Genomic DNA, 18,967 nt, shown 5'->3' on the forward strand with positions numbered 1-18,967 from the left:
AGTTCCGAATGCGGGGGCGGCTCAGCGGCCGGCCTTGCCAAGAAGGCGCTTGATGACCTTCGCGTCCTGGGGTGCCAGCACCTGGTCGGCGTTGAGGCGGCGCTTGCGCTGCCCCGACTTGACCTCGAGGTTGTGGCGCATGCCGGCCTGCTGCTTCATGACCTTGCCGCTACCGGTGACCTTGAAACGCTTCTTGGCCCCTGAGTGGCTCTTCTGCTTAGGCATCTCTCTCCTTGTTCACTGTCGTGCTTCATCACGCCCGTGCGGGCGAAGACTGGGGGTACGGACTACTCCGCAGGCGTTGCCTCGCTGGACTCGTCCTTGGCCTCGCGGGGCTCCTTGGACGACGCCTTGCGGGCATCCGTCTCGATCTTGATCTCGGCCTTCGTCTTGTGCGGGCCGATGACCATGACCATGTTGCGACCGTCGATCGTCGGGGTGGACTCGACCGTGCCGAGCTCCGCGACATCCTCCGCGAAGCGCTGCAGGAGGCGTACACCCTGCTCGGGACGCGACTGCTCGCGACCACGGAACAGGATCATGGCCTTGACCTTGTCACCCTGCTTGAGGAAGCCCTCGGCGCGCTTGCGCTTGGTCTCGTAGTCGTGCTTGTCGATCTTGAGCCGGAAACGAACCTCCTTGAGGATCGTGTTCGACTGGTTGCGCTTGGCTTCCTTCGCCTTCTGCGCCGTCTCGTACTTGAACTTGCCGAAGTCCATGATCTTGACGACCGGAGGCCGGGAATTGGGAGCAACCTCAACCAAATCCAGGTCGGCCTCCTGAGCGAGGCGCAGGGCCTCCTCAATGCGGACAACGCCGACCTGCTCGCCCCCGGGGCCAACGAGACGGACTTCCGGGACGCGGATTCGGTCATTCGTTCTGGGATCGCTGATGCGGTCCTCCTCATGTACTCGTCTGCGAAAACTGTGTGCCTGGCCTGCGGCGGATGCCGTGGCGACGAGAGGGAGGATTCACCCAGAGAGACCCCGCACAGGATGCGGAACTGCACTGGCACGGCACCCTTCAGTACTACCGACGAGCACGAGGTGCGCGTCAGCGGGGTGCCAACAACCCGGTAACCTTTAAAGCACGGCGGTCAAGCGCGGGTGGGAGAATCTCCACTTTCGTATCCGGAACCGACAACGGTTCCAGAGCCCGGACGATTCTAGCAGAGGAAATCTTGATGAGCGATACCCCGCGTCCCGGTGGACACGAGGCCCACGACAACGACATCTACGACATGCCGGCCGGCGCCGCACGCGACATCGCCGATGTGCCTGCAATCGAGGTCATCAACACTGTGGCCGTGCATCTCATGAGCGCCGCGGCCGTCAAGTGCGGCCTCGCTGACAACCCCGACACCGAGACGGACCTCGATGAGGCCCGCAAGCTCATCACTGCCCTCGCGGGACTCATCACGGCCGCTGCCCCCGACCTCTCCGACTCGCACGCGCGGCCGCTGCGCGACGGGCTCCGTTCATTGCAGCTCGCCTTCCGCGAGGCATCCGCATTCCCCGACGCACCGGGCAAGGGCCCGGGCGAGAAGTACACCGGCCCGGTCTCCTAGGCTCAGCCCGCAGCGGGCACGACGCGGACAGCGAGGGAGTCGACCCCGAGGGCAATTCCCTCGCTGCGTGACCACCGCTCCTGCAGGCGCGACAGCAGCTCCTGCAGTGCACGTTCGTCGAGGCCGGGCTTGAGCGCCAGCTCGACGAGCAACTCCGGACCCTGCAGCCGCGCCGCGGGATCGCCCGCCCGCAGCGTCACCGCCGCGACATCCGCTTCTGACGCGACGGATGCCTCGAACTCGCCAATGATTGCTGTGCTGTCGAACGGCGCCAGCCACGGCAGCGACTGGGCTACCGCCCAGAGCGCCGGCCGGCGGATGACGAACTCCGTCTCGCTCGTGGGGTCGACAACGACGAGCTCGGTCGACTCATCCGCCGCCGCAAGCGCCACCCGCACCGCGTCAGCGGGCACGGGTCGAGCCGAGGGATTCCATGCCTGCATGGCCGCCACCGAGCTGAAGACGGGAAGCACATTGCGCCCGTCTGGGCCAGCGACCGTCACGATCGCAAGGTCTGCGCTCTTGTCGACCGTCACGCCGTGCTCGTTCGTGCCCGCCTCGCCAAGCGACGCAACGAGCGGGATGAGAAGACGACATCCGCGGATCGCGTCGACGACCTGCGCGGACGAGGTCTCCCCCCGCCGGAAGGAGGAGATGGCGGCGATGAACTCGGCCGGCGCCGAGCCATCGTCATCGGCAAATGGGGTCTCGCTGAACGAACGGCCCGCCCAGGGCTGGCCGGCCGAATCGGTGCCGCCGATGTGGTGGCTGTGTGAGGGACCCGCGGTCACGCGCCCGCGACGTCCAGGGCCTCGGCGAGGGTGAAGGCACCGTTGTAGAGGGCCTTGCCGACGATGGCACCCTCGAGTCCGAGCGGGACGAGCTCCCGCAGTGCGATGAGGTCATCGAGGCTCGAGATGCCGCCGGAGGCGATGACGGGCTTCGGAGTGTGCTCGAGCACCTGGCGGAGGAGATCGACGTTCGGCCCCTGCATGGTGCCGTCCTTGGTGACATCCGTCACGACGTAGCGCGCACATCCGGCCTCTTCGAGACGGTCCATGACCGACCAGAGGTCGCCGCCATCCTGGGTCCAGCCGCGGGTCGCGAGGGTCGTGCCGCGCACGTCGAGCCCGACAGCGATCGCCTCGCCATACTCCGCGATGACATGCGCTGCCCATTCCGGGTTCTCGAGAGCCGCCGTGCCGAGGTTGAGCCGCTTCGCGCCAGTCGCCAGCGCCGCCTCGAGAGAACGGTCATCGCGGATGCCACCGGAGAGCTCGATGTTGAGCGAGCCACGCACCTGGCGGATCACCTTCTTGATGATGCCGTGATTGTCTCCGCGCCCGAACGCCGCGTCGAGGTCGACGAGGTGGATCCAGTCGGCCCCCTGATTGGCCCAGGCCTCGGCGGCCGCGACCGGATCGCCGTAGCTGGTCTCGCTGCCGGCCTCGCCGCGCGTAAGACGCACAGCCTTGCCGTCAGACACATCGACGGCGGGGAACAGGGTCAGGCCGGGTGTCGTGTTGAACTCGCTCATCATGGGCTTTCTTCGGGGGCATGCCAGGGGAAGGAAAAGAAGGCTCGCGCTAGGGCGCGCAACAAGTCACCGATACTACTCCGGAAGCCAGCGGCGGCGAATTCGATGACTCAGAGCGTGCGAAGCCAGTTGCTGAGCACGCGGATGCCCGCGCCGCCGGACTTCTCGGGATGGAACTGCGTCGCGCTCAGCGGGCCATTCTCAACCGCCGCGAGGAACCGTCCGCCGTGGTCGGCCCACGTGAGTCGCGCAGCCGGGAAGGGCGGCATCGCGTCGATGCCCCACTCCTTCGCCGCGTAGGAGTGCACGAAGTAGAAACGCTCATCCTCGACACCGTCGAAGAGCACCGAATCCTCGGGCACCTCGACGCTGTTCCAGCCCATGTGGGGAACGACGGGAGCGTCGAGCTCGTCGACCGTGCCCGGCCACTCCCCCAGCCCCTCGGTCGTGACGCCTCGTTCGACGCCCTTCTCGAACATCACCTGCATTCCGACGCAGATCCCGAGCACGGGGCGCCCTCCCGCAAGGCGACGATCGATCATCTCGCCGCCGCCGACCTTTTCGAGCGCCGCCATGACGGCGGAGAACGCACCGACTCCCGGAACCAGGAGGCCGTCGGCCTCGGCGACCCGCTTGGGGTCAGCCGTCAGCTCCACGTCAGCGCCGGCGAGCTCCAGGGCCTTGACCGCGGAGTGCACGTTGCCGCTGCCGTAATCGAGTACGACGACACTGGGCTTGACGAGACTGGGCTTGGACGCGAGCGTCACAGAGCACCCTTCGTCGACGGCACCCCGCTCACGCGGGCATCCCGCTCGATCGCCTTGCGCATTGCGCGCGCGAAGGCCTTGAATTCGGCCTCGGCAATGTGGTGGGGGTCGCGGCCGCCGAGCACGCGCACGTGCACCGTCAGCCCAGCGTGGAACGTGATGGCCTCGAACACGTGGCGGACCATCGACCCCGTGAAGTGGCCTCCGATGAGGTGGAACTCAAACCCCGCGGGTTCGCCCTCGTGCACGAGGTAGGGCCGACCGGACACATCGACGACGGCACTGACAAGCGCCTCGTCGAGTGGCACCATCGCGTCGCCGAAACGCGAGATTCCAGCCTTGTCGCCGAGTGCCTGGGCGAGCGCCTTGCCCAGCACGATGCCGATGTCCTCGACCGTGTGGTGCACGTCGATCTCCACGTCGCCCTTGGCGCGCACCGTGAGGTCGATGAGCGAGTGCTTGGCGAAGGCCGTCAGCATGTGGTCATAGAAGGGCACCGAGGTACTGATGTCGGCGCGCCCCGTGCCGTCGAGGTCAAGTGAGAGCTCGACGCTCGACTCGCTCGTCTGGCGCGTCAGCTGCGCGACACGACGACCCGATGTTTCGGCCTGCTCTGCCATTGCTGCATCCTCATCTCGCGGCATCGCCGACGTGCGGCGAGCCAATTGGGGTGGGCGAATGCCCGCATCAAGTCTAGCGAGCGGCGGACGCTGCGGCCGCGGTGTTCACCGAGCGCCGAATGATGCTCCGCCGAGGGCGCGGAGCGCGTCAAGGAACAGCGTCGTCTCGCGCTCGGTGCCAGCCGTCACCCGCAGGTGGTGCGGGATTCCGAGGTCACGGATGATGATGTCGCGTTGCAGTAGCGCCTCGAAGAGCGCGTGGGGTTGGTGGACTCCCCCGAACAGCACGAAGTTCGCCTCGCTCGGCCAGACCGTGAAGCCCAGTTCGGGCAGCTCCCGCAGGAGTCGATCGCGCTGCCCGCGGATGTCACCAACCATCGCGAGCATCTCGCTCGTGTGGTCGAGCGCCGCCACCGCCGCTGCCTGGGTGAGCGCAGAGAGGTGGTACGGCAGGCGCACGAGGCGGATCGCATCGCAGACCGCAGGATCCGCGATCATGTATCCGACGCGAGCACCCGCGAAGGCGAAAGCCTTGCTCATGGTGCGAGAGACGATGAGCCGCTCGCGGCCCTCGAGCAGTGAAAGCGCCGAGAGCGATCCTTCAGGTGCGAACTCCGCGTAGGCCTCGTCGACGACAACCATCCCGTCGGTCGCGTCGTATGCAGCCACGATCGTGTCGAGGGAGACGGGCGTGCCGGTCGGATTGTTGGGTGCACAGAGGAAGACGAGGTCGGGCTTCGTCTTCTCGATCCACTCCGTCACGAGCGTCGGCGAGAGTTCGTAGCCGGGATCGCGCTCTCCCGTAACCCAGGTGGTGTCCGTGCCCGCGGCGATGATCGAGTGCATCGAGTAGGTCGGAGGGAAGCCGAGCACGGAACGCCCGGGGCCTCCGAAGGCCTGCAGCACCTGCTGGAGCACTTCATTCGAGCCGTTCGCCGCCCAGATGTGCTCAGGGGTCGCGCCGTGGCCGACATAGCTCGCGAGGCGCTCGCGCAGCGTCGTGAACTCCCGGTCGGGATAGCGGTTGATGCCGATGAGGGCCTGCGCGAGTGAGGTGACGACGTCGTGCGCGACACTCTCCGGAATCGGATGGGTGTTCTCGTTGACGTTGAGCGCCACGCTCACCTGCTCCTGGGGAGCTCCGTACGGAGTCAGCCCGCGGAGGTTGTCGCGAATGGGGAGGTCTGCGAGTGATGCCACCGCCCCATTCTAGGAGCGGGCGAACCGAGCCTGCTCAGTAGCGAGCGGGGACGAGGAGTTCCTGGCCGGGCACGACGTCGAGCGAGTCGAGCTGGTTCACCTGCACGAAGGATGCGATCACGTCGCGCGGGTCGGCGTCGGGTGCGACCTCGCTCGCGATCGACCAGAGCGACTGGCCGGATGAGACGGTCACGGCTTCAAGCGGAGCGCCCGCCGTGCCGCTCGCGGTCGCCATGCCGCCGTTGAGGCCGAGCAGGAGCGCCGCGATGACGAGAGGGGTTGCAGCGAGCGTCGTGAAGACGACCCGGCCGCGCCGGGTGAGGCGAAGGCGAGGGCGGGCGGCGATCGACTCGACCGGGCGCAGCCTCGGGTACTCGCGGGTGGGTGATGCGGTGGTGCTCATTGCTGACTCCTTTCGCCGTCGTGCTGCCCAGTTGGCCGCTGTGGCCTCGGGAGAAGGTTCCGCACCCGGCACTCGGCCGGGAGCGCCGGGGTGCGGAACTTTGTACCGAACATATCTTCGAATTGGTCGAAGCGCAAGCACCGGAAATCCAGAAGATTCCGCGATATATACCGCGACACACTCGAACAGATGTTTGTATCTGGGCATCCAGGCGGATACAGTTTCGATTGTTGAGAGACAGCACACCAGCACCCACCGACATTCGGATCGCGTGACGAGGAGACCATGGACGAGAAGCCCTCACCCCGCAGGCGCAAGAGCCTCAGCGAGAAGCAGCTCGCCATCCTCGAGTTCATCCAGCGCGCGGTGTCGACCAAGGGGTACCCGCCGAGCATGCGTGAGATCGGCGATGCCGTCGGCCTTGCGTCACTCTCAAGCGTCACGCACCAGTTGGGGCAGCTGGAGCTGAGCGGTTACCTCCGCCGGGACCCCAACAGGCCTCGCGCGATCGAGGTGCTGATCGACCTGCCACAGAACGACCGCAGCGAGAGCCCCGACGACGCGATCCTGTCGGTGCCGCGCGGCGACGCGGCAATGGTCCCCTTGGTGGGACGTATCGCGGCCGGTGTTCCGATCACGGCCGAGGAGCAGATCGACGAGGTGTTCCCCGTGCCGCGGCAGCTCGTCGGCAAGGGCGAACTCTTCATGCTCAAGGTCGTCGGAGACTCGATGATCGACGCCGCCATCTGCGACGGCGACTGGATCGTCGTGCGGCAGCAGAAGACTGCCGAGAACGGTGACATCGTCGCGGCGATGCTTGATGACGAAGCCACCGTCAAGGTCTTCCAGCAGCGCGACGGTCACACGTGGCTCCTGCCCCGCAACAGCGCCTTCGCCCCCATCCTCGGCGACTACGCCGAGGTGCTCGGCAAGGTCGTCGCTGTCCTCCGGGCGGTCTAGCGTCTCCCCCGTGCGGCGGTACCCGGAGGCGTAGCCCGCTTCGCGAAGACCATCCGTGCGATGGATGCCCCAGCAATGCGCGGTGCCCTAGCGTGAATGCCGCGGGACGACAGTCCCTGCAAGACAACAGAGAGGGGCACCTTGATCAAGGCGACAGCGCTCACGAAGCGCTATGGAAGCCGAACGGCGGTCGACAATGTCGACTTCACCGTGCGGCCCGGCACGGTGACGGGCTTTCTCGGCCCGAACGGTGCCGGCAAGTCAACCACCATGCGCATGATCGTGGGGCTCGACAAGCCGAGTGCCGGCAGTGTCACCGTCAATGGCAAGGCGTACCGCGAGTACCGAGCTCCCATGCGCGAGGTCGGTGTACTGCTCGACGCCAAGGCTGTGCACACGGGTCGCAGCGCCTACAAGCACCTGCTTGCAATGGGGGCGACGCACGGCATCGGCAAGGCCCGCGTGCAGGAGGTCATCGAGCTGACCGGCCTCGCGAGCGTCGCGCGCAAGCGTGTCGGCGGTTTCTCCCTCGGAATGGGGCAGCGACTCGGCATCGCGGCTGCGCTGCTCGGCGACCCGGCGACGCTCATCCTCGACGAGCCCGTCAACGGCCTCGACCCGGAGGGCGTGCAGTGGGTGCGCAAGCTCGTGCGGCATCTCGCCGCCGAGGGACGCACTGTGCTGCTCTCCTCCCATCTCATGAGCGAGATGGCACAGACCGCCGACCACATCATCGTGCTCGGGCGCGGCCGCGTGCTCGCCGACGCGCCCGTCTCCGACATCATCGCGGGCGCCGGTGGCTCAACCGTGCGCGTGCGCACACCGCGTCCCGAGCTGCTGGCCCAGGCACTTCCCGATGCGCAGCAGACTCCGCTCTCCGACGGTGCAATCAGCCTGAACGGCGTCACGGCGGAACAGGTCGGCGAGGCCGCTGCCGTCCACGGGGTCGTGCTCCATGAGCTCACGCCCGTCGCGAGCTCACTTGAAGAGGCCTACATGGCCCTCACCCAGGACGAAGTCGAGTACCGCGCCGGTGGCGCCGTGCCCGTGGGAGGTACCCGATGACCGCGACATCCGTCTCCATCCCGCGGGGCGCACGACTGAGCTTTGGCGGCCTCGTGCGCTCCGAGTGGATCAAGTTCACGAGCCTGCGCTCGACCTACTGGAGTTCCGGCATCATTCTCCTGCTGTGGGTGCTCCTCGCGCTGCTGCTCTCATCCGTCGCCAACTTCTCGGCGATCGATCCCATGACCGGTGAGGACCTCCCCGCCACCGATGAGACTCGCCAGAGCGCGACGATGTCGGCGGTCACGAGCGGCGTCATGTTCGGGATGCTCGTGGCGGGCATCCAGGGCGTGCTGAGCATCTCGGGCGAGTACTCGACGGGCATGATCAGGTCGAGCCTCGCGGCGGCACCGGGGCGTCTCAGCATGTACGCGGCCAAGGGCGTCGTGACGTTCGTCTGGATGTTCCTGCTCGGAGCGGTCAGCGTGCTCGCCGCCTACCTTGTGGCGATGCCGTTCCTCAGCGCGGACGACATGCTCGCGCCCCTCGGGGCCGAGGAGCTGCTGGCCATGCTGGGTGCCGCGACCTTCCTCGGCTTTGTCGGGCTCTTCGGTCTCGGCATCGGCACCCTCGTCCGCTCGGGCGCGGGCGGGATCGCGATCGTCGTCGGCGTGCTGATGGTGCTGCCGATGGCGCTCGGCATCTTCTCCATCTGGATCGAATGGATCTCAGATGTCATCCCCTACATGTTCGACTCTGCGGGCAACGCCATGATGACGATCCCAGGCGGCGAGGCCACCCCGACGCCGACCGGGATGATGTCGACACTCGAGCCGGGCATGGCCACGCTGGTCGCGCTCGCGTGGACTGCCGCCAGCCTGCTGCTCGGAGCACTCGCTCTCAAGGGGCGCGACGCCTGATCATGCAGGAGCGCGTGCGGGGCCCCGGTCGGTTCGTCGACCGGGGCCTCGCCCGTTCGCGGCCGCAGAGGGCGGCGACAGCCAACTAGGAACTCGGCGTCGACTCGCCCCGGACTGCCACGTCCACCGCGCGCAGCTGGGAGGCGAGTTGCCCGTCAACCATGGCGTGAAGCTTCGTGCCGTGCTCACCATACGTCGACGCGAGCACGCGCCCCCGGTCGTGCGCGAGCGCGACGAGGTCTCCCCTGTCAAAGGGCACGACGACCTCGATCTCTTCAGCAAGATCGGGCAGCACGTCCTGGATGCGCGCGAGGAGCTCCTCCACGCCCTCCCCCGTGCGTGCCGACACGAAGATACCGTCGGGCTCGAGGCCGCGAAGCAGCAGCCTCTGGTCGTCATCCGCCAGGTCGGCCTTGTTGAAGGCGACGATCTCGGGGATGTCCCGCGCACCCACCTCGCCGATGACGTCACGCACGGTCGCGAGCTGGCTCGCGGGATCCGGATGCGAGGCGTCGACAACGTGCACGATGACATCAGCCTCGGCGACCTCCTCGAGCGTCGAACGGAACGCCTCGACGAGCTGGTGGGGCAGGTTGCGGACGAAGCCGACCGTGTCGGTCAGCGTGTAGTTGCGACCATCGGCCGTCACTGCCTTGCGCACCGTCGCATCCAGCGTCGCGAAGAGGGCGTTCTCGACGAGCACGCCGGCCCGCGTGATGCGGTTGAGCAGGCTCGACTTGCCCGCGTTGGTGTACCCCGCGATCGCCACGCTCGGCACCGCGAAACGGTTGCGGTTCGCGCGCTTCGCCTCACGCGCCGGCTTGAACTCCTTGATCTGGCGCCGAAGCTTCGCCATGCGGGAATGGATGCGGCGACGGTCGAGCTCGATCTTCGTCTCACCCGGACCGCGGCTTCCCATGCCCGCCCCGGCGCCACCCACCTGGCCACCCGCCTGGCGGGACATCGACTCGCCCCAACCGCGAAGACGCGGAAGGAGGTATTCAAGCTGCGCGAGCTCCACCTGGGCCTTGCCCTCGCGGCTCTTGGCGTGCTGGCTGAAGATGTCGAGGATGACGGCCGTGCGGTCGATGACCTTGACTCGGATGACGTCTTCCAGGGCCCTCCGCTGGCTTGGGGACAACTCACCATCGACGATCACGGTGTCGGCGCCGACCGCGGCGACGACATCCCGCAGTTCGTGCGCTTTGCCCTTGCCGAAGTAGGTGCTGGGGTCGGGCGTCGCCCGCTTCTGCAGCAGCCCGTCGAGCACGACAGCACCGGCCGTCTCGGCCAACGCGAAGAGCTCCCGCATGGAGTTCTCCGCCTCCTTGAGCGTGCCCTGCGAGTAGATGCCGATCAGGACGACCTTCTCGAGGCGCAGCTGCCGGTATTCGACCTCTGTGACGTCTTCGAGCTCGGTCGAGAGGCCGGAGACCCGGCGAAGCGCCTCGCGCTCCTCGCGGTCGAACTGCTCGCCATCCGTCTCACCGGTCGGGGCAGCGCCCGGATCTGATTGGAGCGCCTGGGCACGTTCACTCGTGAAGATCGTGGAACCTGCAGGTCGGGTCGCCGCGTTGGCCAATACGCGCTCGATGACATCTTCGTCACGACGCTCTTCAGATTCAGCTTCAGTCATTGGGTTAACCCTAGCTCCTCGCTATTCGATAGGTTTCTCTCCATGGCCAACGAGCACTACTTCTCCGCTGAACCGGAGAGTGAGCTCAAACTACGCCCGCTGACTGTGAACCTCGCGGGGTTGCCCCGCACACTCACGACCGCGGGTGGAGTATTCAGTCCCGATCGCATCGACGTCGGCACCCAGGTGCTTCTCGCCAACACTCCCCCTCCGCCGCCGGGAGGGCACCTGTTGGATCTCGGCAGCGGTTGGGGCCCCATCGCCCTCACCATGGCGCTCGAATCACCTCACGCGACCGTCTGGGCGGTCGACGTGAACGAGCGTGCGCTCGACCTCGTGCGCCGGAATGCCGAGGCCCTTGGTCTGTCGAATGTGAACGCAGTGCTGCCCCAGGATGTTCCCGACGACGTGATCTTCATGGGCATCCGGTCGAACCCGCCCATCAGGGTGGGCAAGAACGTGCTCCACGACATGCTGCTGCACTGGCTGCCGCGGCTCGAGGCTGCGACCGACGCCTGGCTCGTCGTGCAGAAGAATCTCGGTTCCGACTCGCTGCACCGCTGGATGGAGGGCGCACTGCCCGCGGGCTTCACCGTCACGAGGGCGGCCACGAACAAGGGCTTCCGCGTGCTGCGCGTTCGCCGACGCTGAGGGCGTCAGACGCTCAGGTCACCCTCGAAGACAAGCACCGCTGGACCGCTCAGCGAGACGTGCTCGCCATCCTCAGCCGCCCACATCCGCACGCCGAGTGATCCGCCCGGCACGTCGACGCGCCAGTGGTCGGGGGCACCCGCCCCTGCCCAGTGACGCGTCGCCAGCGCAGCCGCCGCGGCACCCGTGCCGCAGGAGAGCGTCTCGCCGCTCCCACGCTCGTGCACCCGCATTGTGATGCGCCCGACACCATCCACGACGAGCGGGTCGTGCGGCACGACGAACTCGACGTTCGCCCCCTCCGGCGCCTCCGGCTCGAGGACGGGCGGGGCCGAGAGGTCCGCAGCATCCAATTCCTCCTTCGACGACAGCGCCACGACGACGTGCGGGTTGCCGACGTTGATGCCGAGAGCCGGACGGGCGACGGGCACGCCTGCGGTGCGGACAAGGGGGTCGGAGCCGTCGAGGCGCCAGCGGCCGAGGTCAACCTGGAATCCGCGCTGGTTGCGCTGGAGGTCACGCACGCCGGCCCGCGTGCCCACCGTCAGGGTGTCATTGCGGCCAAGCTCGACGAGGCCGTTCGCCGTGAGGTACTCCGCGAAGACACGGATGCCGTTGCCACACATCTCCGAGGGCGAACCATCCGCATTGTGGTAGTCCATGAACCACTCGGCAGCCTCATCCTCTGCGAGGGCAGCCGCCCCCTCCGGAAGCTTGGACGAGCGGACCGCCCGGATCACACCATCGCCCCCGACACCGAAGCGTCGGTCGGCGATCGCGGCGAGCTGCTCGGGGCTCAGCTCGATCGTGCCGTCTGGGTCGGCGAACAGCACGAAGTCATTGCCCGTGCCGTGCCCCTTGGTGAAATGGATCTCAGGCATTGTCCAAGGATACGTGCGCGGCTGCGCCTGCCAGTGCGTGGGCAGCCGCGGCATCGGCCCGCTCGGGGTCGTCGTGCTCGAGCCACAGCGCCGAACGATAGCGGCGGAACCAGCCCACCTGTCGCCGTGCGTAGCGCCGGGTGAGCGCCTGCGTCTGCTCGATCGCGGCGTCGCGGGAGAGCTCGCCCCGCAGTTGGGCGATCGCCTGCGCGTAGCCGATGGCGCGCTGTGCCGTGACGCCGCGCTCGATTCCGGCGGCCATGAGCGACTCGACCTCGTCGAGCATGCCGGCGCGCCACATGCCCTCCACCCGCGCATCGAGTCGCTGCACGAGCACGTCGCGCGGCGCAGTGAGGCCCAGGATGCGCGTGTCCGGCCACCAGGGTGCGTCCTCGGGCAGGCCCGCACCGAAGGGCTCCCCCGTGATCTCGATCACCTCCAATGCCCTCACGATGCGTCGCCCGTTGTGTGGCCCGATCGACTTCGCCGCGTCGGCGTCGTGCTCCTGCAAGCGACGGAAGAGCACGCCGGGCCCGGATGCCTCGAGCTCGGCCTCCAGGCGCTCGCGCACGCCAGCATCCGTTCCGGGGAAGCGGAAGTCGAAGAGCACCGAGGAGATGTAGAGGCCCGAGCCGCCCACGAGGATCGGCGTCGCGCCTCGCTCCGCGATCTCGGTCACGGCCGCGCGTGCCTGCTCCTGGAAGGCAGCGACGCTCGCCTCCTCATCGACGTCGAGCACGTCGAACATGTGGTGCGGGATACCTCGACGCTCCCCCGGGGGAATCTTCGCCGTGCCGATATCCATGCCGCGGTAGAGCTGCATGGCGTCGCCGTTGACGATCTCGGCCGAGCCACCGGCATCCGCGATCCGCTCGGCCAACTCGAGCGAGAGTTCACTCTTGCCCGTGCCGGTCGCGCCGACGATCGCGATCAGGGGCGGCTGCTCGGCCACAGTGCTCAGCGCTCTCCGTCAGCCGAGTCGTAGATCGGCACGGTCGCCACGCGGAGGGAGGGCAGGCCCAGTGAGACCCGGCCCGGCGTGCTCGTGCCTGTCGGCGCCGGCACACCGCACGACGCTGCCTCCGCACGGTCCCAGGCATCGCCGGAACGGGTACGACGGATGCTCGGCGCCGTTCCCGGGGCGGAATCCGCGATGAGGTAGAACGGCTTGGCGTCGCTCACGACGACCGTCACGATGTCACCGGGCCGCGGCGTCGGCGAATCTTCGGGAAGCGCGAAGTGCACGAGGCGGCTGTCCTCGGCGCGACCGGAGAGCCGGTGCGTCTGCGCGTCCTTCGTGCCCTCGGCCGAGACCATGACATTGACCGTCGTGCCGACGAGCTTCTGGTTCTCCTCCCAGGAGATGCGGTCCTGCAGCTCGACCAGCCGCTCATACCGCTCCTGCACGACTGCCTTGGGCACCTGGTCGGGCATCGTGGCCGCAGGGGTGCCGGGTCGGATGGAGTACTGGAAGGTGAAGGCGGAGGCGAACCGCGCCTGCTCGACCACTCGAAGCGTCTCCTGGAAGTCTTCCTCGGTCTCGCCCGGGAAGCCGACGATGATGTCGGTCGAGATCGCGGCGTGCGGGATGCGATCGCGCACGCGGTCGAGGATACCGAGGAATCGCTCCGAGCGGTAGCTGCGCCGCATCGCCTTGAGGATGCGATCGGAGCCCGATTGGAGGGGCATGTGGAGCTGTGGCATGACGTTGGGCGTCTCCGCCATGGCGTGGATCACGTCGTCGGTGAAGGCGGCAGGGTGCGGACTCGTGAAGCGCACGCGCTCGAGCCCGTCGATTTCTCCCGTTGCACGGAGCAGTTTGCTGAAGGCCTGGCGGTCGCCGAACTCGACGCCGTAGGAGTTGACGTTCTGGCCGAGCAGCGTGACCTCGATCGCGCCGTCGTCGACGAGCGCCTGGACCTCGGCAAGGATGTCGCCGGGACGGCGGTCCTTCTCCTTGCCGCGGAGGGCAGGCACGATGCAGAAGGTGCAGGTGTTGTTGCAGCCCACGGAGATGGACACCCAACCGCTGTGGGTCGATTCGCGCCGCGTCGGGAGCGTCGAGGGGAACACCTCGAGCGACTCGAGGATCTCGATCTCGGCCTTGCCGTTGTGCCGCGCACGCTCGAGGAGTGTGGGAAGGGACCCCATGTTGTGCGTGCCGAAGACGACATCGACCCAGGGGGCCTTCTCGAGGATGACGTTCTTGTCTTTCTGGGCGAGGCAGCCGCCCACCGCGATCTGCATGCCCTCATGGCGGCGCTTGATCGAGGCGAGCTGGCCGAGGTTGCCGTACAGCTTGTTGTCGGCGTTCTCCCGCACAGCGCAGGTGTTAATGACGACGACATCCGGCTCAGTGCCGTCGGCCCGCACGTAGCCCGCCGCTTCGAGCGAACCGCTGAGCCGCTCGGAGTCGTGGACGTTCATCTGGCACCCATAGGTGCGCACCTCGTAGGTGCGCGGCGATGTGCTCTGGGGCGATGCGGGAGACGGAGCGAGCGAGGTCATGATCACGCTAGCCTAACGCCGCTGGGCCGCCCCGGTGGGGCGCTCAGGAGCGCTCGAGGGTCACCGTGAGCGTCCGCTCGCTCAGCGTCGAGGTGGCCGTCGCCTCGAGCGTGTCGGCGGATGCTGCGTAGTCGGCCCGGTAGACGAGATCACCGTGCACGGCGTCGACGTGCACGGTGATCGTGAGCACTCCTGCGTCGAGCTGCCAGGTGTCGCGCGGGTCGTGCCACTCGCCGTCGTTGAAGGCGACGACGACCGTGTGGTCGGGCTCGAGCGTGAAGGAGGTACGGTCGCCCGCACTGTCCATCCCCCGCCACGAGGTGCCGACGAGGGATTGCTCCTGCAGCGTCTCTTCAGAGACCACGCTGGGCGAGGGGGGTTGCGGACTTGCGGACTCGACGGCGGGAGGCATCGTCGAGCATCCGGCGAGGGCAGCGACCGCGAAGCCGCACAGGATGGCCCGGCCCAGATGCGTAGCTCGGCCCGGTTGCATGACCCCATGGTAGTCGCGGGCTGTTGCGTGGACCTCAGCGGAAGCGGACGCCTCCCGGACGGGAGCGCGGAGAACCGAGAGCCTGGTCGACGGCGTCGCGGATGACCTCGGACGAGTAGCCCTTGCGCTGGAGGAAGCCCGTGAGACGGCGCTTGGCGGTCTCGTGATCGTAGGACTGCAACTGGGAAGCTCGCTTCTCGGCGAGTTCGATGGCACGTTCACGCTCGTCATCCCGCCCAAGTGACTCGAGGGCCGCGTCGATGATCTCCTGGTCGATGTGCCTGCGCCGGAGCTCCGCCACGATCCCCTGCCTGCCGAGCCCCTTGCGTTCGTGCTGCGTGCGCACGAGGGTCTCTGCGAGGGCAGAGTCATCGACCAGCCCGACAGACTCGAGCCGAGAGACCTCGTAGTCGATCGTCTCGTCGTCAAGGTCCCTGGATCGAAGGAGATTCTCAACCTCCCAACGAGACATGTTGCGACGGCCGAGCCCCGCAAGGCTCACGTTGGACGCGCGCTTCGCCTGGCGCTCAGGAACCGGCGGCGCCTCGTCTGGGGCCTCATCGACCCCCGGCACCGCCCACCCTGCGTCGGCGGCGCGGGCGCCGGGGAGGTAGGCGACGGGGGCGAGACGCTCGCCCCCGTCACCGCTGCTCGGGGACACTACGTCAGGCCCCTACGGCCTTGCGGCCGGCGACCTTGGGCGCGATCGGCTCGACGTTGTCTGCCGGTGCTGCGGCAGCATTCGGGTCTTTCGTGATGCCGAGCTTGACGAGGATCTTGTCTTCGATCTCCTTGGCAACCTCGGGGTGCTCGATGAGGTACCGCCGGGAGTTCTCCTTGCCCTGCCCGAGCTGGTCACCGTCGTAGGTGTACCAGGCACCCGACTTGCGGACGATGCCGTGCTCGACGCCGAAGTCGAGCAGACTGCCCTCGCGGGAGATGCCGACGCCGTAGAGGATGTCGAACTCGGCCTGCTTGAAGGGCGGCGCCATCTTGTTCTTGACGACCTTGACCCGCGTGCGGTTTCCGACCGCGTCGGTGCCCTCCTTGAGGGTCTCGATGCGGCGGATGTCGAGGCGAACCGAAGCGTAGAACTTGAGCGCCTTACCACCCGCAGTGGTCTCGGGGCTGCCGAAGAACACGCCGATCTTCTCGCGGAGCTGGTTGATGAAGATCATGGTGGTGCCGGTCGAGTTGAGACCACCCGTGAGCTTGCGGAGTGCCTGGGACATGAGTCGCGCCTGCAGGCCCACGTGGGAGTCTCCCATCTCGCCCTCGATCTCGGCCCGCGGCACGAGTGCGGCGACGGAGTCGATGACGATCAGGTCGATCGAGCCCGAGCGCACGAGCATGTCGGCGATCTCGAGCGCCTGCTCACCCGTGTCTGGCTGGGAGACGAGGAGCGAGTCGATGTCGACGCCGAGGGACTTGGCGTACTCCGGGTCGAGCGCGTGCTCCGCGTCGATGAAGGCCGCGATGCCGCCGGCGCGCTGCGCATTGGCGATTGCGTGCAGCGTGAGCGTCGTCTTACCCGAGGACTCCGGGCCGTAGATCTCGACGATGCGGCCGCGGGGCAGGCCGCCGACGCCGAGCGCGACGTCGAGGGCGATGGAACCGGTGGGGATGACCTGGACGGGTGCACGATCGTCACTGCCGAGGCGCATGACCGAGCCCTTGCCGAACTGCCGGTCGATCTGCGCGAGTGCGGTGTCGAGTGCCTTCTCGCGGTCGGCTGCTGATGCCATTGTGAAGCTCCTGTCGTTGCGCACGCCCGGAATGTCTTCGGCCGTGACGAGGTGATGTGCCTGTCTTCTGTCGCCTTGCAGGAGGACCGATGGTGCAAGGTCCGACTGCGTACGACAAGGCTGGTTGTCGGCGTATCGCCAGCACCACAGACACTAGGAGGCACCACCGACAGTCATCGGGGGTGCAGCCGAAAGTGTGAGAACTGCCTTCGATCCACCGCTGTGAAGGAGCCTACTCTCGACCGAACACATGTTCGAGTAGATGTTCGGCGTGTCGTCCCTGAGATCCGAGCCGATGTGCTCCGGTCAGGGCTCGCGCAGACGGCCGACGCCGTGCCACCGGTCCTGGGGCACGTCGGATGCCTTGCACAGGGCAACCCAGATGTCGCGCGGGGAAGCGCCCTGGCGGAGCGCGACCTCGCCGGTGACGCCGCCGAGCTCGGTCAGCACCAGGTCGTGCACGAGCATCCGGCCATAGGCCTCGCCGAACTCCTCGCTGACGGCGATCCAGAACTCACTCAGGCGCACGATGCCCCCGGGAACGGCAGGGCGAAGAGACTCAGCGGACCGCCATGTCTGGCTCGATGGACGACTCGAACCCGTCGCGCGAGAACTCGCGCTTGAAGGCGCTGCCGAAGTCTTCCGGAACAGTGTCGGGAATGACATTGAGGCCCTCGATGATCGCCATGCGATCACCGACCTCGTGCATGATGACGGAGATCGGAGTGTCAAGCGCTTCTGCGACTGAGGCGAGGATCTCGGAGCTGGCCTCTTTCTGACCGCGCTCCACCTCACTCAGGTAGCCGAGCGCCACACTGGCTCGACTGGCAACCTGACGGAGGGTGTGCCCCTTCTGCAGGCGGAAGTCCCGCAGAACGTCCCCGATTTCCTGACGAACGAGAACCATTGGACCCTCCCCAAAATGTACGTGACTGGAAGCCTAGCGTGGGTGAAACTCTAGTCATCGCAGTCTGTGCGGTGCTTGTGAATGTACCTGCTGTAACCGGATCGTAGCGAGGGGTATTCCCAGAAACGATCAGCGGAGTCGCTCGAGCACCGCCAGCACAGCGGCATCCGCTGCCTGGCGACGGATGGCGTCGCGGTCACCCTCGAACTCGTGGGCCGAGACGCGGAGGTCGGAGTCGATCGCGACGCCGATGAACACAGTGCCCGGCTCCCGGCCGTCCTGCCAGTCTGGGCCCGCGACGCCCGTCGTCGAGACCCCGATGTCGGCGGGCACGCCATCGACCGCGAGCACTTCACGAACGAGGGATGCCATCTGGCCCGCGACATCCGGATGCACGGCCCCGTGCACATTGAGTATCGAGGCGTCGACGCCCAGCACGCTGCGCTTGAGTTCGGTGTTGTACGCGACCACCCCGCCCAGCACGGTCGCGGATGCCCCGGGCGTCGCGATCAGGTCAGACACCAGGAGGCCGCCCGTGAGCGACTCCGCAACGGCGATCGTGAGCCTGCGCTCGATCAGCAGCTCGACGAGTTCGCCGGAGGCGCTCACGCCGCCCTCCCCTGCCGCGCCTTGAGGAGATAGTCGAGGCCCGAGAGGAGGGTCGCCGCGACCGCGGCCGCCATGAGCACGCCGTTGACCCAGTGGATCCAGTCCCCCACGACCGTCCACAGCGGCACCAGGAAGAAGGAGATCGCGACCGACTGCAGCACGGTCTTGAGTTTGCCGCCGCGCGAGGCCGGGATGACCCGGTCCCGCAGCATCGCGACCCGGTAGAGCGTGATGCCGATCTCGCGGACGAGGATCACCGCGACGACCCACCACGCGAGCTCGTCGAGCAGGGCGAGGCAGACCAGCGCGCCTCCCGTCAGCAGCTTGTCGGCAATCGGATCCATGAGCTTGCCGAAGTCGGTCACGAGATTGCGTCGGCGGGCAATATGCCCGTCGATGCTGTCGGTCGCGATACCGACGACGAAGACCGCAGCAGCGGCCCAGCGGAGCGGCGAATGTGTTCCCGCGTCGGCCAGGAGCATCCAGAAGAACAGGGGCGCCATGAGGATGCGCACGATCGTGATGATGTTCGGCACGTTCAGGACGCTTGCCGGCGTG

24 protein-coding genes are annotated in these 18,967 nt (G+C 67.3%); 5 read left to right on the forward strand and 19 right to left on the reverse strand.

Translation table 11 applies throughout. The features are described from left to right. Positions 1-21 precede the first annotated feature (21 nt). On the reverse strand, positions 22-225 hold the full coding sequence (gene rpmI / locus ACIQK7_RS00115; protein WP_147721638.1) for a 50S ribosomal protein L35: 204 nt from the start codon (positions 223-225) through the stop codon (positions 22-24). Between the two features lie 62 nt (positions 226-287). Continuing rightward, a complete protein-coding gene (infC, locus tag ACIQK7_RS00120; RefSeq protein WP_403023881.1) occupies positions 288-893 on the reverse strand; it encodes a translation initiation factor IF-3 in 606 nt (201 codons plus the stop codon). A 347-nt stretch (positions 894-1,240) separates the two neighbouring features. Between infC and ACIQK7_RS00125 the strand changes: the two genes are divergently transcribed. Next, positions 1,241-1,567 (forward strand): DUF1844 domain-containing protein, encoded by a 327-nt coding sequence (locus tag ACIQK7_RS00125; RefSeq protein WP_325209018.1) that lies wholly within the window; start codon positions 1,241-1,243, stop codon positions 1,565-1,567. Between the two features lie 2 nt (positions 1,568-1,569). Here the strand turns inward: ACIQK7_RS00125 and ACIQK7_RS00130 are convergent, their stop codons facing one another. The 6 genes from ACIQK7_RS00130 to ACIQK7_RS00155 all read right to left on the reverse strand — a co-directional run bounded on the left by ACIQK7_RS00130 (position 1,570) and on the right by ACIQK7_RS00155 (position 6,094). Next, a complete protein-coding gene (locus tag ACIQK7_RS00130) occupies positions 1,570-2,358 on the reverse strand; it encodes an SseB family protein (RefSeq protein ID WP_403019994.1) in 789 nt (262 codons plus the stop codon). After that, positions 2,355-3,104: a bifunctional 1-(5-phosphoribosyl)-5-((5-phosphoribosylamino)methylideneamino)imidazole-4-carboxamide isomerase/phosphoribosylanthranilate isomerase PriA gene (gene priA / locus ACIQK7_RS00135; protein ID WP_403019997.1), complete on the reverse strand. Its 750-nt coding sequence runs from the start codon at positions 3,102-3,104 to the stop codon at positions 2,355-2,357. Before priA ends, ACIQK7_RS00130 begins: the two co-directional genes overlap by 4 nt. 110 nt (positions 3,105-3,214) lie before the next feature. After that, positions 3,215-3,871, reverse strand: coding sequence for an imidazole glycerol phosphate synthase subunit HisH (hisH, locus tag ACIQK7_RS00140; protein WP_403020000.1), 657 nt, complete (start codon positions 3,869-3,871; stop codon positions 3,215-3,217). After that, the gene (hisB, locus tag ACIQK7_RS00145) at positions 3,868-4,491 is read right to left on the reverse strand and encodes an imidazoleglycerol-phosphate dehydratase HisB (protein WP_403020001.1); all 624 of its coding nucleotides are present in this window, start codon (positions 4,489-4,491) and stop codon (positions 3,868-3,870) included. The genes hisH and hisB overlap by 4 nt, the downstream gene beginning before the upstream one ends. Positions 4,492-4,596: 105 nt before the next feature. Further along, positions 4,597-5,691, reverse strand: coding sequence for a histidinol-phosphate transaminase (locus ACIQK7_RS00150; protein WP_403020002.1), 1,095 nt, complete (start codon positions 5,689-5,691; stop codon positions 4,597-4,599). Positions 5,692-5,725: 34 nt separating this feature from the next. After that, on the reverse strand, positions 5,726-6,094 hold the full coding sequence (locus tag ACIQK7_RS00155; RefSeq protein WP_325208986.1) for a LysM peptidoglycan-binding domain-containing protein: 369 nt from the start codon (positions 6,092-6,094) through the stop codon (positions 5,726-5,728). A 285-nt stretch (positions 6,095-6,379) separates the two neighbouring features. On the opposite strand from ACIQK7_RS00155, the gene lexA reads away from it, so the two are divergent. The 3 genes from lexA to ACIQK7_RS00170 all read left to right on the forward strand — a co-directional run bounded on the left by lexA (position 6,380) and on the right by ACIQK7_RS00170 (position 8,979). Then, positions 6,380-7,054, forward strand: coding sequence for a transcriptional repressor LexA (lexA, locus tag ACIQK7_RS00160; protein ID WP_403020004.1), 675 nt, complete (start codon positions 6,380-6,382; stop codon positions 7,052-7,054). 141 nt (positions 7,055-7,195) lie between these two features. Continuing rightward, a complete protein-coding gene (locus ACIQK7_RS00165) occupies positions 7,196-8,119 on the forward strand; it encodes an ABC transporter ATP-binding protein (RefSeq protein WP_403020006.1) in 924 nt (307 codons plus the stop codon). Beyond that, entirely contained in the window at positions 8,116-8,979 is an 864-nt protein-coding gene (locus ACIQK7_RS00170; protein ID WP_403020008.1) for an ABC transporter permease subunit, read from the forward strand. Before ACIQK7_RS00165 ends, ACIQK7_RS00170 begins: the two co-directional genes overlap by 4 nt. Before the next feature lie 85 nt (positions 8,980-9,064). On the opposite strand, the gene hflX is transcribed toward ACIQK7_RS00170, so the two are convergent. Next, positions 9,065-10,615: a GTPase HflX gene (gene hflX, locus ACIQK7_RS00175; protein WP_403020009.1), complete on the reverse strand. Its 1,551-nt coding sequence runs from the start codon at positions 10,613-10,615 to the stop codon at positions 9,065-9,067. Between the two features lie 42 nt (positions 10,616-10,657). On the opposite strand from hflX, the gene ACIQK7_RS00180 reads away from it, so the two are divergent. Next, complete coding sequence (locus tag ACIQK7_RS00180) at positions 10,658-11,266, forward strand: class I SAM-dependent methyltransferase (RefSeq protein ID WP_403020011.1); 609 nt, start codon at positions 10,658-10,660, stop codon at positions 11,264-11,266. A gap of 5 nt (positions 11,267-11,271) precedes the next feature. Here the strand turns inward: ACIQK7_RS00180 and dapF are convergent, their stop codons facing one another. The 10 genes from dapF to pgsA form a co-directional block, all read right to left on the reverse strand. Then, positions 11,272-12,147 carry a diaminopimelate epimerase gene (gene dapF, locus ACIQK7_RS00185; RefSeq protein WP_403020013.1) on the reverse strand — a complete coding sequence of 292 codons (876 nt, stop codon included), beginning with the start codon at positions 12,145-12,147 and terminating at the stop codon, positions 11,272-11,274. Further along, entirely contained in the window at positions 12,140-13,099 is a 960-nt protein-coding gene (gene miaA / locus ACIQK7_RS00190; protein WP_403020015.1) for a tRNA (adenosine(37)-N6)-dimethylallyltransferase MiaA, read from the reverse strand. Before miaA ends, dapF begins: the two co-directional genes overlap by 8 nt. A gap of 5 nt (positions 13,100-13,104) precedes the next feature. After that, positions 13,105-14,655: a tRNA (N6-isopentenyl adenosine(37)-C2)-methylthiotransferase MiaB gene (miaB, locus tag ACIQK7_RS00195; protein WP_403020017.1), complete on the reverse strand. Its 1,551-nt coding sequence runs from the start codon at positions 14,653-14,655 to the stop codon at positions 13,105-13,107. A 43-nt stretch (positions 14,656-14,698) separates the two neighbouring features. Next, a complete protein-coding gene (locus ACIQK7_RS00200; RefSeq protein WP_403020019.1) occupies positions 14,699-15,148 on the reverse strand; it encodes a hypothetical protein in 450 nt (149 codons plus the stop codon). Positions 15,149-15,182: 34 nt separating this feature from the next. Continuing rightward, positions 15,183-15,809, reverse strand: coding sequence for a regulatory protein RecX (locus tag ACIQK7_RS00205; protein WP_403020020.1), 627 nt, complete (start codon positions 15,807-15,809; stop codon positions 15,183-15,185). 4 nt (positions 15,810-15,813) lie between these two features. Next, complete coding sequence (gene recA / locus ACIQK7_RS00210) at positions 15,814-16,893, reverse strand: recombinase RecA (RefSeq protein WP_403020021.1); 1,080 nt, start codon at positions 16,891-16,893, stop codon at positions 15,814-15,816. Positions 16,894-17,199: 306 nt separating this feature from the next. Next, entirely contained in the window at positions 17,200-17,421 is a 222-nt protein-coding gene (locus ACIQK7_RS00215) for a DUF3046 domain-containing protein (RefSeq protein WP_403020022.1), read from the reverse strand. A 31-nt stretch (positions 17,422-17,452) separates the two neighbouring features. Beyond that, positions 17,453-17,800, reverse strand: coding sequence for a helix-turn-helix transcriptional regulator (locus tag ACIQK7_RS00220; RefSeq protein ID WP_325208999.1), 348 nt, complete (start codon positions 17,798-17,800; stop codon positions 17,453-17,455). A gap of 129 nt (positions 17,801-17,929) precedes the next feature. Beyond that, positions 17,930-18,409, reverse strand: a complete 480-nt coding sequence (locus ACIQK7_RS00225; protein ID WP_403020024.1) for a CinA family protein — start codon at positions 18,407-18,409, stop codon at positions 17,930-17,932. Continuing rightward, positions 18,406-18,945 carry a CDP-diacylglycerol--glycerol-3-phosphate 3-phosphatidyltransferase gene (gene pgsA / locus ACIQK7_RS00230; RefSeq protein ID WP_403020025.1) on the reverse strand — a complete coding sequence of 180 codons (540 nt, stop codon included), beginning with the start codon at positions 18,943-18,945 and terminating at the stop codon, positions 18,406-18,408. The genes ACIQK7_RS00225 and pgsA overlap by 4 nt, the downstream gene beginning before the upstream one ends. Positions 18,946-18,967 lie beyond the last annotated feature (22 nt).

The organism is Salinibacterium sp. GXW1014 (assembly GCF_044769865.1).
GTDB lineage: Bacteria > Actinomycetota > Actinomycetes > Actinomycetales > Microbacteriaceae > Homoserinimonas.